General features: G+C 59.2%; 18 protein-coding genes. 4 read left to right on the top strand and 14 right to left on the bottom strand.

Features of this window, described 5'->3' with window-relative positions; genetic code table 11:
- Positions 1–48: 48 nt before the first annotated feature.
- From leuA to hrcA, 9 genes are all read right to left on the bottom strand, one after another.
- Positions 49–1827: a 2-isopropylmalate synthase gene (leuA, locus tag I6E60_RS07480; RefSeq protein ID WP_197124386.1), complete on the bottom strand. Its 1779-nt coding sequence runs from the start codon at positions 1825–1827 to the stop codon at positions 49–51.
- Between the two features lie 190 nt (positions 1828–2017).
- Positions 2018–2917, bottom strand: coding sequence for a GTPase Era (gene era / locus I6E60_RS07475; protein ID WP_197105828.1), 900 nt, complete (start codon positions 2915–2917; stop codon positions 2018–2020).
- A complete protein-coding gene (locus I6E60_RS07470; RefSeq protein WP_197179540.1) occupies positions 2914–4224 on the bottom strand; it encodes a hemolysin family protein in 1311 nt (436 codons plus the stop codon). Before I6E60_RS07470 ends, era begins: the two co-directional genes overlap by 4 nt.
- A gap of 6 nt (positions 4225–4230) precedes the next feature.
- Positions 4231–4692, bottom strand: a complete 462-nt coding sequence (gene ybeY / locus I6E60_RS07465) for an rRNA maturation RNase YbeY (protein WP_197124379.1) — start codon at positions 4690–4692, stop codon at positions 4231–4233.
- A gap of 1 nt (position 4693) precedes the next feature.
- Positions 4694–5743: a PhoH family protein gene (locus tag I6E60_RS07460; RefSeq protein WP_197124377.1), complete on the bottom strand. Its 1050-nt coding sequence runs from the start codon at positions 5741–5743 to the stop codon at positions 4694–4696.
- The gene (locus I6E60_RS07455) at positions 5733–6083 is read right to left on the bottom strand and encodes a histidine triad nucleotide-binding protein (protein WP_197124375.1); all 351 of its coding nucleotides are present in this window, start codon (positions 6081–6083) and stop codon (positions 5733–5735) included. The genes I6E60_RS07460 and I6E60_RS07455 overlap by 11 nt, the downstream gene beginning before the upstream one ends.
- A gap of 17 nt (positions 6084–6100) precedes the next feature.
- Positions 6101–6832 carry a 16S rRNA (uracil(1498)-N(3))-methyltransferase gene (locus tag I6E60_RS07450; protein WP_197124373.1) on the bottom strand — a complete coding sequence of 244 codons (732 nt, stop codon included), beginning with the start codon at positions 6830–6832 and terminating at the stop codon, positions 6101–6103.
- A gap of 6 nt (positions 6833–6838) precedes the next feature.
- Positions 6839–7939 (bottom strand): molecular chaperone DnaJ, encoded by a 1101-nt coding sequence (gene dnaJ / locus I6E60_RS07445; protein WP_197124371.1) that lies wholly within the window; start codon positions 7937–7939, stop codon positions 6839–6841.
- A 23-nt stretch (positions 7940–7962) separates the two neighbouring features.
- Positions 7963–8985, bottom strand: a complete 1023-nt coding sequence (hrcA, locus tag I6E60_RS07440) for a heat-inducible transcriptional repressor HrcA (RefSeq protein ID WP_197124369.1) — start codon at positions 8983–8985, stop codon at positions 7963–7965.
- Positions 8986–9196: 211 nt separating this feature from the next.
- On the opposite strand from hrcA, the gene I6E60_RS07435 reads away from it, so the two are divergent.
- Positions 9197–9565 (top strand): DUF4870 domain-containing protein, encoded by a 369-nt coding sequence (locus I6E60_RS07435; RefSeq protein ID WP_197124367.1) that lies wholly within the window; start codon positions 9197–9199, stop codon positions 9563–9565.
- 126 nt (positions 9566–9691) lie between these two features.
- Positions 9692–10066, top strand: a complete 375-nt coding sequence (locus tag I6E60_RS07430) for a DUF4870 domain-containing protein (protein ID WP_231601157.1) — start codon at positions 9692–9694, stop codon at positions 10064–10066.
- Between the two features lie 31 nt (positions 10067–10097).
- On the opposite strand, the gene hemW is transcribed toward I6E60_RS07430, so the two are convergent.
- Positions 10098–11348, bottom strand: a complete 1251-nt coding sequence (gene hemW / locus I6E60_RS07425) for a radical SAM family heme chaperone HemW (RefSeq protein ID WP_197179537.1) — start codon at positions 11346–11348, stop codon at positions 10098–10100.
- A 104-nt stretch (positions 11349–11452) separates the two neighbouring features.
- On the opposite strand from hemW, the gene I6E60_RS07420 reads away from it, so the two are divergent.
- Complete coding sequence (locus tag I6E60_RS07420) at positions 11453–12124, top strand: HAD family hydrolase (protein WP_231601398.1); 672 nt, start codon at positions 11453–11455, stop codon at positions 12122–12124.
- 48 nt (positions 12125–12172) lie between these two features.
- Here I6E60_RS07420 and I6E60_RS07415 read toward each other — a convergent pair whose 3' ends face one another.
- From I6E60_RS07415 to I6E60_RS07405, 3 genes are all read right to left on the bottom strand, one after another.
- Complete coding sequence (locus I6E60_RS07415) at positions 12173–12811, bottom strand: DUF1990 family protein (protein WP_197124361.1); 639 nt, start codon at positions 12809–12811, stop codon at positions 12173–12175.
- Positions 12812–12815: 4 nt separating this feature from the next.
- Positions 12816–14684, bottom strand: a complete 1869-nt coding sequence (gene lepA / locus I6E60_RS07410) for a translation elongation factor 4 (RefSeq protein WP_197124359.1) — start codon at positions 14682–14684, stop codon at positions 12816–12818.
- Positions 14685–14784: 100 nt separating this feature from the next.
- Entirely contained in the window at positions 14785–15168 is a 384-nt protein-coding gene (locus I6E60_RS07405) for a DUF4190 domain-containing protein (RefSeq protein ID WP_197179533.1), read from the bottom strand.
- Positions 15169–15649: 481 nt separating this feature from the next.
- On the opposite strand from I6E60_RS07405, the gene rpsT reads away from it, so the two are divergent.
- Positions 15650–15910: a 30S ribosomal protein S20 gene (gene rpsT / locus I6E60_RS07400; protein ID WP_197124355.1), complete on the top strand. Its 261-nt coding sequence runs from the start codon at positions 15650–15652 to the stop codon at positions 15908–15910.
- 148 nt (positions 15911–16058) lie between these two features.
- Here rpsT and holA read toward each other — a convergent pair whose 3' ends face one another.
- Positions 16059–17087 (bottom strand): DNA polymerase III subunit delta, encoded by a 1029-nt coding sequence (gene holA / locus I6E60_RS07395; RefSeq protein WP_197179531.1) that lies wholly within the window; start codon positions 17085–17087, stop codon positions 16059–16061.
- Positions 17088–17095 lie beyond the last annotated feature (8 nt).

Below are 17095 nucleotides of genomic sequence, written 5' to 3'. Positions count from 1 at the left end.
ACGAACGCCCCACAGCACAGAGCTGCAGGGCGTTCGTAAAGCTCAGACTTAGCCTGCGACGAGTTCTGACTCGGGAGCATCCTGAGTGGCACGCACCCAACGGTTGACCGCAGACACAATTGCTTTAAGAGACGCCCGCGAAATGTCGCCATCGATGCCGACACCCCAGAGGCGCTGGCCGTTGATGTCAAGCTCAACGTAGGCAGCAGCCTGCGCGTTACTTCCGGCGCTCATGGTGTGCTCAACGTAATCGTAGAGTTTGACCGCGATGCCTTGGCCCTGGGCGGAAAGCATGCCCAAGAAGGCATCGATCGGGCCGTTACCGCTGTGACTGGCGTCGGTCTCGGTGTCATCGACGCGCAGGCGAGCTTCAAGGCTCACCTCGCCATCGTTGGCGCTCGTTGTGCGGGTCGCCAGCAATTCGTAGCGCCCCCACTTCTGGTCTGCGTGATCTGCGGATGCCGGCAGGTATTCGTCTTGGAACGAGGTCCAGATCTGCTCGCTTGAGACCTCACCACCCTCGGAATCCGTCTTCGACTGCACGACACCGCTGAACTCAATCTGCAGCTTGCGCGGCAGATCTAGGTTGTGATCGGCCTTGAGCAGGTAGGCAACGCCACCCTTGCCCGATTGTGAGTTCACGCGAACAACGGCTTCGTAACCGCGCCCGACATCCTTAGGGTCGATCGGCAGGTACGGAACAGCCCAGACCAAATCGTTGACGTGCTTGCCTTCACGTTCGGCCTGCGCCGCCATCGACTCAAAGCCCTTCTTGATGGCGTCTTGATGCGATCCGCTGAAGGCCGTGTAGACGAGGTCGCCGGCCCAGGGGCTGCGTTCGTGCACCTTCAACTGGTTGCAGTGTTCTGCAGTCCGGCGAATCTCGTCAAGGTCACTGAAGTCGATCTGAGGGTCGATTCCCTGAGTGAAGAGGTTGAGGCCCAGAGCGACGAGGTCGACGTTTCCGGTGCGCTCACCGTTGCCGAACAGGCATCCCTCGATGCGGTCGGCACCGGCCATGTAGCCAAGCTCCGCCGCAGCGATTCCGGTTCCGCGGTCGTTGTGCGGGTGTAGCGAAATGATGACGTTCTCGCGGTGGTTCACGTGGCGCGACATCCATTCGATGGAGTCGGCATAAACGTTGGGGGTAGCCATTTCGACCGTGGCCGGCAGATTCAGGATTACCTTGCGCTCGGGCGTGGGCTGGAAGACTTCGAGGATCTGGTTGCAGATATCGACCGCAAACTCGAGCTCGGTACCGGTGTAGCTTTCGGGCGAGTATTCGTAGTAAACCTCGGTGCCGGGGACCATTGCTTCTGACGCCTTGCAGATGCGAGCACCGTTGAGCGCGATGTCGACAATGCCCTGCTTGTCTTTGCGGAACACGACATCGCGCTGCAGCACGCTCGTGGAGTTGTAGAGATGAACGATCGCCTGCTTGGCGCCCTTAATCGATTCGTAGGTGCGCACGATGAGCTCTTCGCGCGCCTGCGTCAGCACCTGAATGGTGACGTCATCTGGAATCGCGTTCGTCTCGATGAGCGAGCGAACAAAGTCGAAGTCAGTCTGGCTAGCCGAAGGGAAGCCGACTTCGATCTCCTTGTAGCCCATCTTCACGAGCAGATCGAACATGATCCGCTTGCGCTCGGGGCTCATCGGGTCGATCAGAGCTTGGTTACCGTCGCGCAGATCAACGGCACACCAGCGGGGTGCCTGAGTGATGTGCTTGGACGGCCACGTGCGGTCCGGCAGATCAACGGGGATGATCTCGTGATACGGACGGTACTTGTGGATCGGCATCGATGATGCGGACTGATTGTTCTTCATGGTGTGCTCCTGCTGTTCTCAAAGCCTTGTGGGCCACTCGTTACGGATCTGGTCAGCCAATGACAAACACCGCGACGAGGGAGGCCTTATTAGGACTCGTCGCGGCAGCTAAGGAGGAGCAGACCGAACAACACATTTTCAGACTAGCACTGCCCACGCCGCTACGAGTGATTGGTTACAGAACCGCGACTTAGAAGCCGAGGCGCCCTAGCTGCTTCGAGTCACGCTGCCACTCTTTGGCAACCTTGACTCGCAGCGAGAGGAAGATCTGCTTGCCGACGAGCTTCTCGATCTCCGCACGAGCGCGTGCCCCAACATCCTGAAGGCGCTCGCCACCCTTGCCGATAATGATGCCCTTTTGACTATCGCGCTCGACGAAAATGTTGGCGAAGACTTCGAGAAGGTCTTTGTCGTCGCGCTCGATCATGTCGTCAATAGTGACGGCAATCGAGTGCGGCAGTTCATCCATAACGCCCTCAAGCGCGGCTTCGCGGATGAGCTCCGCGACTCGGGATTCCGTCGACTCGTCGGTGACAGCATCATCCGGGTAGAGAGCGTTGGAGACCGGCATGAGCTTCACGAGCTCGGTCGAGAGAATGTCGAGCTGGATGCTGTCGAACGACGAGATTGGAATGATCTCGTCCCAGTCGCGCAGTTCCGCCACGGCCTTCAGCTGCTCGGCGACACCGGGACGCGATGACGCATCGATCTTGGTGACGATCGCGACCTTCTTGGCGCGAGGGAAGGAATCCAACTGCTCGTTGATGTAGCGGTCGCCCGGACCGATCTTTTCGTTGGCCGGAATGCACAGGCCAATAACGTCAACTTCGCCGAGAGTGTCTTGCACGATTGAGTTGAGTCGCTCGCCGAGCAGCGTGCGCGGACGGTGCATACCGGGGGTGTCCACGATGATGAGCTGGCCGTCTTCACGATGCACGATCCCGCGGATGGCGCGGCGGGTGGTCTGCGGCTTCGATGACGTAATTGCCACCTTCTCCCCCACGAGCGCGTTCGTCAGTGTGGATTTTCCCACGTTGGGTCGACCTACAAAGGTCACGAATCCTGCTCTGAATTCACTGGCGTCGGTCACTGTGATTCACCGTTCTCTCGTTCATTCGAGCGTGGGTCTTGCTGATTATCAAGCCAAGGGTCTCGCGATACCAGCACTGTGCTGATGCGTTTGCGACGCCCCTCGGTACGTTCTGCGGTGAGCACGAGCCCGGAGTAGTGCGCAACAGCACCGCTCTCCGGCAGTCGCCCCAGCGTTTTCATGATGAGTCCACCAACCGAGTCAACTTCGTCATCGTCGAGTTCGAGGCCGAACAGGTCACCCAGCTCGTCGATCGGTAGTCGCGCGCTCACGCGGAACGTTCCGTCAGCCAACTCTTCGAACTCGGCAACTTCACGGTCGTACTCGTCAGAGATGTCACCAACAAGTTCTTCGATGAGGTCTTCCAACGAGACTAACCCCGCGATTCCACCATACTCATCGACGACCATGGCCAAGTGGTTCGATTCGAGCTGCATCTGCCGCAACAAGCTATCAGCACGCTGCGACTCTGGCACGAAGAGGGCTGGTCGTGCGAGCTCTTGAGTCGTCATCTTGTCGGCTTCTGCCGGCTGTTCGTAGACCACTCGGGCAACGTCGCGCAGGTACAGCACGCCCATCACTTGGTCGATGTCTTCGCCAATGACTGGCACGCGAGATACACCACGACTCAAGAAGAGACCCATGGCGGCGCTGGCCGTGACCTCCGCCTCAACGGTGACCATGTCGGTGCGTGGAATCATTACCTCACGCACCACAGTGCTGTTGAACTCAAAGATTGAGTGGATAAGGTCACGATCGTCTTGATCAAGAACTTCGTGTTCAGCGGCTTCATCCACCATGCTGAGCAGTTGTTCTTCGCTCGAGAATGTTGCCGTACGCGGCCGACCAGGAGTCACTCGGTTACCGAGCGCCACCAGCGCATCCGCAATCGGACCAAGAATCACGCGGATGCTGCGCACCAGCGTCGCTGAGACCTGCATCACCTTGCGAGAGTGCGCGCGTCCAACACTGCGGGGGCTGGAACCGACGAGCACGAACGATGCCCCGGTCATAATGAGCGCGCTCAGCAGCAGCACGAGCCACCACTGCTCGAAGGCAGAGGCAAACACGAGAGTCACCAATACTGCTGCAGTGGTTTCCACCACAATGCGCATGAAGTTGAGCGCGTTGATGTGCGCGCCGGTGTCGAGCGAAATCGCCGTGATTGACTTTTTGGCACGACTGCGAGCCGCAAGTTCGACGAGGTCGGTGCGGCTCATGACACCGAGTGCCGCGTCTGCGGCCGCGAGCAAACCACCGAGCGACACCAGCAGGACCGCGGCGGTGATGAATATGCCGATCACCATGACCGGCTACTTATTTCGGTCGGCCAGGGCAAAGCCCGCCAGGATTTCGCGCTGAAGGCCAAACATTTCTTTTTCTTCTTCTGGCTCGGCGTGATCGAAGCCGAGCAAGTGAAGCAGACCGTGAGCCGTCAGCAGAAGCATTTCGTCCAGCGGCGAATGGCCGGCAGTTTCGGCTTGGGAGAGCGCAACTTGCGGGCACACGACGATATCGCCGAGTAATCCAGCAGGCGTCTGTCGGTCTTCCGTGCCGGGGCGCAGTTCGTCCATGGGGAAGCTCAAGACGTCGGTGGGGCCCGGCTCGTCCATCCACTGCACGTGAAGCTGTTCCATGGCGGCCTCGTCGACGAAGACTATGCCGAGCTCGGCATCCGGGTGCACGTGAAGCTGGTCGAGGGCAAAAGTGCAGAGGCGCTGGAAGGCGTGCTCGTCGACGTCGACGCCCGACTCGTTGTTGATTTCAATCGACACGCTAGCGTCCCTCGTGGTTGCGGCTGCGTTTCGGCGACCGATTTTTGCGGTTGTATTCGTCACGCTGCTTTTCAGCGTCATAGGTTGTATAGGCATCCACAATTTGACCGACGAGGCTGTGACGAACAACATCGGCACTCGTCAGCTCAGCGAAGTGAATATCGTCGATGTCTCGAAGCACGTTCGAGACGAGTTTAAGCCCACTTGCGCCCTCGGGCAGGTCGACCTGAGTGATGTCGCCAGTGATCACCATCTGGGAATCGAAGCCGAGGCGCGTGAGGAACATCTTCATTTGTTCTGGCGTGGTGTTCTGAGCTTCATCAAGAACGACAAACGAGTTGTTAAGGGTACGACCGCGCATATAAGCGAGCGGGGCAACCTCAACGGTGCCGGCCGCCAGCAACTTAGGCACAAGTTCCGGATCCATCATGTCGTTGAGCGCGTCGTAGAGCGGACGCAGATACGGGTCGATCTTGTCGGTCAAAGAACCGGGCAAGAATCCCAAACGCTCCCCCGCCTCAATGGCAGGTCGGCTCAGGATGATGCGGTCAACTTCTTTGCGCTGCAACGCCTGCACGGCCTTGGCCATCGCCAAGTACGTTTTACCGGTGCCGGCGGGGCCAATTCCAAACACGATCGTATTGTTGTCCATCGCGTCGACATACTGCGACTGACCGAGTGTTTTCGGTCGAATCGCTTTGCCGCGTGCCGTGAGAATTGTTTGCCCGAGGAGCGTTTTCGGGCTGCCCTGGTTCTTTCGCAAGATGCGCGCCGAGGAGTCAACCTCGATCTCGCCCAAGTCGTGTCCACCGCGCACCATCGTGACCAATTCATCGACGAGTTCTTGAGCAGATTCTACCGATGCCGGTGGACCACTCAGAGTGATTTCGTTGCCGCGGACATGCATTTCAACGTCGGAGAATTTGCTCTCCACCACACGCAGCAGGCGGTCTTGGGGACCAAGCAGTCGCACCATGGCGACACCATCTACTTCGATCGAAACGCTGACGCGCTCTGTGGAACGTTCGGACTCAGAGTCACTAGTGACCAAGGGTGCCTTCCTCGAGGTTTCCACCGAGCACATGAGCGTGCACATGGAAAACAGTTTGACCAGCGTTTTCGCCGGTATTGAAAATCAGTCTGTACTGTCCGCCTGCGTAATCGTCGGCAAGCTTCTGCGCCACCGCGACGATGTCGGCCAAGAGTGCAGGGTTGCCAGCAGCAAGTTCTGTCACATTGGCGAACTCTTCAGTCTTCGGCACAATGAGCAGGTGCACGGGCGCCTTCGGGGCGATGTCGCGAAATGCGATCACCGAATCTGACTCGAAGACAATATCGGCGGGAATTTCGCGAGCAATGATCTTCGTGAAGATCGAGGGGGAATCAGACATGTCTCTAGCCTAAACCTCTAGCTCCAACGGCCAAGCTTGACGTTCAAAGCCGCCAACGCTGCAGGGCCCGCTGTTGAGGTACGCAACACTTCACTGCCCAGCCGAATCGTGGATGCACCGGCCGCTGTCAGGAGCGCTAGCTCGTGATCCGCGACACCGCCCTCCGGCCCCACGACCAAAACGATGTCACGGTCGTCAACCTCAAGGTCGGCGAGCGTCTCCGTGGCTGTGGGCTCGAGCACGAGCATCCGCGTCGTTGACGCAAATGCCGCCAATTGCTTTGTCGTCACAAGATCGAGCACGTCAGGAAGCCACGTGCGCAACGACTGCTTACTCGCTTCGCGCACAATTGCTGCCCAGCGGTCGCGCCCCTTGGCAACTTTGGGGCCCTGCCACCGCGAAATACTGCGTGCGGCCGACCACGGAATCACGCCATCGACGCCGAGCTCAGTGGCCACTTGCACCGCGAGCTCATCACGGTCGGCCTTAGCAAGAGCCTGGGCGAGGAATACCGCGGGGGTACGCCGGGGCGACTGCTGCACTTCGGCAACCTCAATCGTGAGTTGCGTGTGTTCTGCCGTGACAACCGGCCCCGAGACCACAAGACCCGCACCGTTGCTGATGGCAATGACTTCGCCAACTTTCAACCGTGAAACGGTAACTGCATGGCGCGCTTCGGCGTTGCCGAGCGAAACGGCATCGCCGACACTCGCGTCACCGAGCTCCTCATCGATATAGAGGTGAGCCACGGCGGCCTAGAGGAACCGGTCGCGGAGCTTTGCAAACAAGCCCTGCTGGAACTCAGCAAAGTGCGGTTGCTTGCTCTTGCGTACGGCAGCCAGCTGCTTGAACAAGGTCTGCTCGGCGCCGCTGAGCTTAGTCGGAGTGACCACCTGGATGCCCAGTCGCAAGTCACCACGGCCACCACCGCGAAGGGCCGTGATTCCACGATCCCTGACGGTAAGAACTTCGCCGCTCTGCGTTCCCGGCTTGATCTGCACCTCAACCTCACCGTCAAGTCCGTCAAGCATGACTGTGGTGCCCATGATCGCATCGATCATCTGCACCTCAACGGTCGCGAGCAAGTCGTCGTCAGAGCGGCTGAAAACATCGTGATGGCGAACCTTGATCTCCAAGAACAAGTCACCGTGCGGTCCGCCAGCGGGGCCAACTTCGCCTTGACCAGGCATCTGCAAACGCAGACCCGTCTCAACTCCGGCGGGAATATCGACTGAGATCGTGCGCTGAGCCCGAACGCGGCCCTGGCCTGCACACGTCGCGCACGGGTTCACAATGATGTTTCCGTAGCCGCGGCACGTGCCACACGGGCTTGACGTCATGACGTTGCCGAGAAGGCTGCGCACCTGACGCTGGATCTGGCCGCTGCCCTGACAAATATCACAACGAATTGGCGAGGTTCCGGGTGCCGTGCAGCTGCCCTCACACGTTTCGCAGAGCTCAGCAGTGTTGACCTCGATGTCGCGCGTGACGCCGAACATCGTGTCTTTCAGGCTCACCTCAACGCGGAGTAGCGCATCCTGGCCACGCTCACGACGCGAACGAGGACCAGCGGTCTGGCCGCCACCCCCGCCACCAAAGAATGTTTCGAAAATGTCGCCGAATCCGAAGTTGGCTCCGCCGAATCCTCCGCCGCTGCCACCCATGTCGTACTGCTGGCGCTGCTGCGGATCGCTCAACACGTCATACGCGTGAGTTACCGACTTGAAGCGTTCCGACGCATCCGCGCTCGGATTCACGTCGGGGTGCAGCTCGCGAGCGAGCCGGCGGTATGCCTTCTTGATTTCTTCCGGTGTCGCTTCGCGCGCAACGCCGAGGGCTTCATAGTGATCTGCCAAAGTTCCGATTGCTCCTTACGAGCTCAGTTGTCTTCCAAAAGTCGTGACAGGTACCGCGCTACCGCGCGAACCGCTGCCATGTTGTTCGAATAGTCCATGCGTGTTGGGCCAAGCACTCCCAGCCGCGAAAGTCCGCCGCCGGAGGAGGAATACCCTCCTGTGACGACCGATGTCTCTTCTAATCCAAATTCTGCGTTCTCTCGCCCGATGCGAGTAGAAACTGATCCATTTGCTACTTCCATCTCCCCAAAGAGGCGCAACAACGTTACTTGCTCTTCTATTGCCTCAAGTACAGGAAAAATGCTGCCGGTAAAGTCTTGCTCGGTTCGTGCAAGATTTGCTGTGCCAGCCAAAACGAGCTTGTCGGCACGGTTAGCCAACACCTGTTCCACCAAACTCGAGGTCACTAAAGCGACAAAAGGCCGACGTTCAACAGGAAAAACCTCAACGAAACTGGCAAGTCGCTCAGCAGCCTCGGGCAATGACTGCCCGTTGAGAGCCGAGTTGAGTTTCGCCCGCAACTCGCCCAAGAACACATCATCAAGCGCCTCTGGAAGATCAATAAGTCGCTGCTCTACCCGACCAGCGTCGGTGATAAACACCGTCATGATCCGCGTCGCCGTGAGCGGAACTAGCTCCACATGGCGCACCCTGGCCGTTGCCAGCGATGGGTACTGCACGAGTGCGACACTGTTGGTGAGCTGCGACAGCAGGCGAACTGACCGCGCGAGCACGTCATCCAGATCGTCGGCTTGGCCGAGGAACGACTCGATTGCTTGACGCTGCGCACTCGTAAGAGGTCGCAAGTCAGCCAGTTGGTCGACAAACATGCGGTAGCCCTTATCGGTGGGCACACGCCCCGACGAGGTATGCGGCGCCGTAATGAGTTCTTCGTCTTCGAGCAAAACCATGTCGTTGCGAATCGTCGCTGCGGACACTCCAAAAGAATGCCGTTCAACGATCGATTTAGAACCGACAGGCTCGCGCGTAGCAACGTAGTCCTGCACGATGACTCGAAGTACGTCAAGTCCGCGGGCGGAAACCATGCCACCACCCACCTTTCCTGATTGGCACTCAATCCGTTCGACTGCCAATCTTACTCGACACACCGCGACACACCCGTTGCACCGCGCGAGTCATACCGCTAGCGTGTCTTTGTACTTGAGCGCTACCTTTTTGTGGAAATGCTCAGGTGTGACACCGAGCACTTTGATGAAACCCGGGAAGTTCCCTCGTTCACCTGAAAGGCACGAACACATGACTGACGCAAATCCGCAGCCCGCAGCACCCCAGCCGGCCGCACAACTGACCGCTACCGAGGACAACCAGTGGGCATCATTCGCTCACTTGGGCGGAATCATCGGCTTCCTTCCCTCGCTAATCATCTGGTTGGTCTTCAAGGACCGCGGTGCTTTCACTAACACCGAAGCCAAAGAAGCACTGAACTTCCAGATCACGATGGCGATCGCCTACATCATCTCGAACATCCTCACGGTTGTATTTATCGGTGCAATCTTGATCCCGATCGTCTTCATCGTGTCGGTAGTCTTCTCGATCATCGGCTTCACCAAGGCGAAGGACGGCACGAACTACCGTTACCCCTTTGCACTGCGCCTCATCAAGTAGGGTCTTCTTCGCAGTAATGGCCCACATCGGCTAGTCCGAACGGGTTTCGCCCCGAGAGCTTCGGCTCTCGGGGCTTTCTTTTGCCCAACGGGGGCTTGCGGACTAGATTCAGGGTTTAATGGGGTCATGTCTGATTCCACACCACCAACCAACTCGCCGTACGCGCCGATCCAACCAATGAGTCCGAGCGACGAGAAGCTCTGGTCGACGCTGATTCACGTCGGCGGAATCTTCTTCAGCTTCATTCCCGCTCTTATCGGGTACCTCGTGCTCAAGGACCGCGGACCGTTCGTGCGGGCCCACACTCGCACCGCACTTAACTTCCAGATCACGATGGCGATTGCTTACGCGATCGGTGTCGTCCTCACCACGATCTTTATCGGCCTCTTCTTGATCATCGGTGTCGGCATCGTGATCATCATCTTCAGCATCATCGCCGCCGTCGCCGCCAACAAGGGCGAGGCCTACAAGTACCCGCTGACCATCGAGTTCATCAAGTAACTCGACGGTACCGCCCTCACACGGTTTCGCTCTAGACAGGGGCGTCTGCTAGCAAACGTCGCACTACGGCATCCGCTAGCAGGCGCCCCTTGAGCGTGAGATTGATGGTTCCGCCGATCGCGGCCCGGGCATCCACGAGTTCATCAGCGATGAGGCCGGCAACCGCCGTACGGCCGTCTGCATCGAGCGTCGCCGTGGTCAAACCGTTGCGAACGCGCGCCCGCAACAGCACGTGCTCAAGATATTTGCTCGAGTCAGCGAGTGTTTCGCGCCCCGCGCCAGGTGAATGGCCCGCCGCGATACGATCCGCATACGCCGCCGGATGCTTCACATTCCACCAGCGCACACCACCAACGTGGCTGTGGGCTCCGGGGCCAACACCCCACCAGTCATTGCCCAACCAGTAACCGAGGTTGTGACGGCTTGCGTGACTGATCTCGGGATTCTCGTCGCGCTTGGCCCAGTTGCTGACCTCGTACCAGTCATAACCTGCCGCAGCGAGCTTCGCGTCAGCCAACTCGTACATGTCGGCCTGCAGGTCATCGTTGACCGGGGCAACATCCCCACGCTTGATCTGCGCAGCCAGCTTCGTACCGGTCTCGATAATGAGCGCGTAGGCAGAAATATGGTCGGGATTCTGAGCGATCGCATAGTCAAGCGAGCGCTCCCAATCGGCCAGCGACTCCCCCGGAGTTCCATAAATGAGGTCGAGGCTGACATCCAAACCAACATCGCGCGCCCACTCGACAACGAACGGCACGCGCTCGGGATCGTGGGTGCGTTCTAGCGTGGCCAACACATGGGGCACCGCGGACTGCATGCCGAACGACACTCGAGTAAAGCCAGCCTCTTTGAGCGCGAGAAGGTAATCGCGGTCGACAGAGTCGGGATTTGCCTCTGTCGTGACTTCAACATCCGGCATAAAGCCCCACGTATCGCGTGCGGCGGCGAGCATGCGAGTCAGATCAGACACGGGCAGCAGGGTTGGGGTACCGCCGCCGAAGAAGACTGTGGAAGCCTTGCGCGGTGCAACGCCCGCTTGGGTGAGAACCGCGGATGCCTGCTCAATTTCAGCGATCGCTTCGGTCGCGTAGTCAGAGCGCTTTGCCCCGCGCAATTCTTCGCCCGTGTAGGTATTGAAGTCGCAGTACCCGCAACGAACCCGGCAGAACGGCACGTGAATGTACACGCTCCAATCCCGGTTCGCAGAGTCAACCGCGACACTCGCGGGCAGCGCTCCGTCGAGAGGAGCAGGATCAGCAATCGGCAACGCACCTGGCACGAACTAATCCCCTTAACAAACGGTGAAGAAAGCGTGCCAGCACTATGACCAGCGGGCACACGTCAATTGTCTCACCTCGGACATGGGAGCATGGATGCGTGACTATGCACATCCTGTGGGACATCGACGGAACGCTCATCCACAATTCGACAGACGGCGCTGCGGTGTACCTCGACGCATTCACCCGCGTCACTGGTGGCCCACCACAGAAGCTCATCACGAATCCCCACGGCAAAACCGAAGGACAGATCCTTACCGACCTGCTCGTGCTCAACGGGCATCCTGCCGCTCTGCTCGAGGATGTCCTCGCCGAGCTCGACATCCGCACTCAAGCGCTGCACGACAACGGCTATGTGCGCTCCGCGGTTGCCGGAGGGCAACACGCCCTTGTCGCCGCCACCGACCGCCGCTGGACAAACGCGCTGCTCACCGGCAACGGACTTCAGCATTCTCGCGTCAAGCTCGTCGCGGCGGGCTACGCAGCCGAAGATTTCAACTGGAAGAACTCGTTCTTCGGTGATCGGTCACCCGACCGCCACCACCTCACGTCCCTTGTGGCGACTGTGCTCGGAGACCAGCCCAGCGTGATCGTCGGCGACACCCCGAATGATGGCCTCGCCGCCGATTCGGCGAAGATCCCGTTTATTGCGGTAGCGACCGGCGCCTACAGCGTCGCTGACCTGCGCGAAACCAGTGCGCTCGTTGTGGTCGAGAACCTTGAGAGCGGCCTCGACGATGTGCTCGAGGCAATCGACCGGCTAGCGACGCGCGGCTAACAGCGCGAGGCAGCGTTGCGCGCTAATCGTGCGCATAGGCAACGAGAACTACTCTGCAGGCTCGATGGGAGCAGCGCCACCGTGCTCACCCGGCAGGCTCGCGGGAATTGCTCCAGCGAGAGCGCGCAAGTAGCGGCTCACCACGAGGTACTGGAAGATTCGCAAAGCAGGTGAGAGCAACATCCACTTGAAGGATGCCGGCCGCGAGAACGAACGCACCGTCATCCACACCGAGTTGTCGTCACGACGCTCGATCATGAACGACTCTTCGCCGCGCAGAGGATGCCCCTCGAGCGTTCCGTAAGCGAAGCCGGCAACCGTGGTGTCATCAACGACATACACAACGCGCACTGGTTCGTGCGCCGTGTAGCGGCCGCGGCCCACCGAGAGCACAATCGTGTCGCCGGGGCGCACGAAAGGATGATCAGCGCTATCGGCAGAAAGGTCCTGCAGTTCGCCATGCGGATCACGGGGCAACAAAGTGACACCGAAACCGCTGCGACGCTTCACACCCCAGGTAAGAATTTGCTCGCGAGCAAAAGCCCAACGCTGCTCACCATGCCCAATGCGGGCACTTCGCTGCACGCGGCGGAAACCCGCGGGAGGAAGCACCGTGAAAGTGCTGCCGCGCGTAGCACCGACCGCCCCGTACGTGACGGGAGCATTGGGATAGGTGCGGGCATCCATAGGGCTACTTCTTCTCTTTCCCGGCTTCAACTTCACCGGAAAGTGCGGCAATGAAGGCAGACTGAGGAACTTCAACGCGACCGACCATCTTCATACGCTTCTTGCCCTCCTTCTGCTTCTCAAGGAGTTTACGCTTGCGGCTGATGTCACCGCCGTAGCACTTAGCAAGAACATCTTTACGCATGGCACGGATCGACTCGCGAGCAATAATGCGCGCACCAATCGCGGCCTGAATGGGCACCTCAAACTGCTGGCGCGGAATCAGGTTCTTCAAGCGCTCCGTCATGAGCACGCCATAGGCGTAGGCCTTGTCGCGGTGCACGATTGCGCTGAACGCGTCAACGGCTTCGCCCTGAAGAAGAATGTCGACCTTCACCAGGTCAGCTTCTTGGTCACCACTGGGCTCGTAGTCGAGGCTTGCGTAGCCCTGAGTGCGGCTCTTGAGGTGGTCGAAAAAGTCGAACACGATCTCGCCAAGCGGCATTGTGTAGTGCAGCTCAACGCGGTCGGTTCCGACGTATTCCATACCCTGCATGGTGCCACGACGCGACTGGCAGAGCTCCATCACGGTTCCGACGAAGTCTTTCGGCGTCAGAATGGATGCCTTCACCATCGGCTCAGAAACACTGGCGATCTTGCCGCCAGGGAACTCGCTCGGGTTCGTGACCGTCGTGAACTTCTTGTCGTCGCCCATCACTTCGTAGATAACCGACGGAGCCGTCGCGATCATATCGAGATTGAACTCGCGCTCGAGACGCTCGCGCACAATCTCCAAGTGCAGCAGGCCGAGAAACCCACAACGGAAACCAAAGCCCAACGCCACCGACGTTTCGGGTTCGTAAACCAGCGCAGCATCCGAGAGCTTCAGCTTGTCGAGAGCTTCACGCAGCACCGGATAATCGGAACCATCGATCGGGTAGAGACCAGAGAACACCATCGGCTTCGGTTCTGAATACCCCTGAAGCGGCACACTCGATGGCTTCGCGAAGTTGGTGACCGTGTCGCCAACCTTGCTGAGGCGTACATCTTTCACGCCAGTGATGAGGTAACCCACCTCTCCAACACCAAGGCCCTTAGTGGGCGTTGGCTCGGGCGCACTCACGCCAATTTCGAGCAACTCGTGAGCCGACTTAGTCGACATCATCATGACCTTCTCGCGCGGCGAGAGCTTGCCATCGATCATGCGGACGTACGTGATTACACCGCGGTAGGCGTCGTAGACGGAGTCGAAAATCATGGCGCGGGCCGGAGCATCCGCGTCTCCCACCGGTGCGGGGATGAGTCGTGTTGCCTCATCGAGCAGCTCGGGCACGCCGACGCCGGTCTTGCCGGAGACGCGAAGTACAGAGGCCGGATCGCAACCAATGAGGCCAGCGATTTCTTCGGCATACTTGTCGGGATCGGCAGCGGGCAGGTCGATCTTGTTCAGCACGGGAATGATCGTGAGATCGTTCTCCATCGCTAAATACAGGTTGGCGAGCGTCTGGGCCTCAATGCCCTGCGCTGCGTCTACCAAAAGAATTGCGCCCTCGCACGCCGCCAAGGAACGTGACACCTCATAGGTGAAGTCAACGTGGCCGGGTGTGTCGATCATGTTGAGCGCGTAGGACTGCTCCTTACCGTTCTCATCAGTGAGCGCCCAGGGCATGCGCACCGCTTGGCTCTTGATCGTGATGCCTCGTTCACGCTCGATATCCATACGGTCGAGGTACTGCGCTCGCATATCGCGGTCGCTAACGACCCCTGTGACCGACAGCATGCGGTCAGCGAGGGTGGACTTGCCATGATCGATATGCGCAATGATGCAAAAGTTGCGGATAAACGCAGGATCGGTCGAAGCAGGCTCAAGTGTGTAAGAGGCGCGAGGAGACATCCGCCCAATTCTCCCATGAAGCCGACGATCCTGCGCGCACCCACCGTTGCGACAGGCCAAAGCCCGCACCGTTACCGGTGCGGGCTGGACTCCAAGACGCCTAAAAAGCAGCGCCCAGAAGGATAAAGGGCAAAGAAAACAGGGCGCCAGCAACAACGATGAAAACCCAACCGAACGTTGCGACGCATGCTAAGACGATGCCCCAGATAGCGAAACCGCGGCCTGCTGGTTCATCGCGCAGTCCAAATACGCCAAGAATGACGGCCGCCAAGGGCACAACAACGGTCTGGGCAAAAATCAACGAAGCGATACCCAAGCTGAGAGCGAGAATGCTCATTGTGGGAGCACTCGACTTCGCAGGAGCAGCGGATGTTGCGGCGTGGGGTTCCGCCGGACCCGGCTGGGAGTCCCGAGTGTCGCCATCACGCTCGGATTCGGATTCGGGGAGAACGATAGTGGACGAAGAATCGGTTGAAGAAGTCATGACTCCACGGTAGAAAAACTGCAGCGGTGCGGGTAGCGGGGTAACCCCCGAAATGCTGGGTGGGGCGACCAGATGTTCTGCGGCAACCCACCTGCACCACTTAGGCGTGGCATAAAACGGGAAGCGCTCAAGGTCAGTACTCTGGGAGAAGCCAACGGGGACATCGCGCAGCGGCGTCCCGCAATTGCCGAAGCTTTACCGAGAAGTCCGAACTAACCCCGTTTGTTCGGCGCTGGGGTCGTGCAATCGTTCCGCAATTGGCATAGCTTCACTGGAACCGCGCAAACAAGTTTGCACGGCGCTGGGGTCGTGCAATCGTTCCGCAATTGCCATAGCTCCACCGCGCTGGTAATGTTGCCTGTTGGCTTATGCATAAGGTTCTTCGTCGAACAGTATGCGCATCGCGGCCGGGAATCAGAACGTCGATTCTCTTCCACGGCCGCCCACCATCTCTGATCCACAAACAAGAAAGCACATACACGTGGCAAATATTAAGTCGCAGATCAAGCGCATCGGTACCAACAAAAAGGCACAAGACCGCAACCGCCAGGTCAAGAGCCAGATCAAGACCGCTATCCGCGCAACGCGCGCAGCGATCAAGGCTGGCGACAAAGACGCCGCTCTCGCGAACCTGAAGGTCGCTTCCAAGTCACTCGACAAGGCAGCTGGCAAGGGCGTAGTTCACAAGAACCAGGCAGCCAACCGCAAGTCGGCAATGGCCAAGCAGGTCGCAGCGCTCTAAATACCTCGCTCGATTTAACGTCGAACACACAAAAGCCCCTCACCGTTCGCGGTGAGGGGCTTTTGTCGTAGAGCGTTCAGTAGCCACGCCACGATAATTCTGTGCGCGTTGGCGGCTGGACAGCGGCCGCATCTGTGGCAGCTACGAGCTAGCTGTTGCCGCGGGCAGCGACCACAGAGATCATGCGTTCTAGGGCAAAGACAGGGTCGCGCCCCATACCTTTTACCTGAGCATCGGTGTCAGCGATTGCTTCGATGGCGGTGCCGAGCCCCGCGTCGCTCCAGCCCCGCAGATCTTTCATCGCCCGATCGGCCTGCCACGGCGCCATGCCGAACATCTTTGCTGCTTGCCCAGACGACATCGAGCCGCCCGAAAGCTTTGCCATAGTGCGCAATTTCGAGGCGAACGCCGCCACAATTGGCACCGGGTCGGCGCCCGAAGCGAGCGCATGGCGCAAAAGCACAAGAGCCTCACCAGATCGACCGGCGATCGCGGAATCCGCTACCTTGAACGCACTCGTTTCGACTCGACCCGAGTAGTAGCGGGCGACAGTAGCTTCGTTGATCTCATCAGCATCATCGGCGAGTAGCTGCTGGCAGGCTGCCGCAAGTTCAGCCAAGTCAGCAGAAAAGGCAGAGACGAGCGTTCGCAGCGCCCCTGGGGTGACCCGCCGACGCTGCGCCGCGAACTCTGCGGAGGCAAAGTCGTACTTTTCGGCATCCTTCTTCATCTCGAGGCACGTGATTTCGATTCCACCGCCCTTGCCAGCCCGGATGGCGTCGAGCAGTTTCTTGCCGCGCACTCCCCCGGCATGCCGAAGGATGAGATACGTGTCGTCTGCGGGGGCTTCGAGGTAGGACAGCGTTTCAGTGATGAACGCGTCAGTGCACTTTTCTACATTCGTGACGCGGATCATCCGCGGTTCGCTGAAGAGTGACGGGCTCGCAAGGCTAATGAGTTCGCCCGGCCCGTAGTGATCTGCTTCTAGGTCGTTGACTTCGAGGCTGGGGTCTTCGACCTTGAGGGTGTCGCGCAACATGCGGATGGCGCGATCGGCGAGAAATCCCTCCGTGCCGCTGACAAGAACGATGGGCGCTGGACGCACCTTGTTCCAGGCCAACTGTGGGATCGCGACTTTGGACTTCGCCGGCGATCGGGCGGGGGTTCTGGCGGCCACGAGACTCC

The organism is Salinibacterium sp. SWN167 (assembly GCF_015864665.1).
Lineage (GTDB): Bacteria > Actinomycetota > Actinomycetes > Actinomycetales > Microbacteriaceae > Rhodoglobus.
Note: the sequence above shows the minus strand (reverse complement) of the source record. Positions and strands in the feature narration are given on the sequence as shown.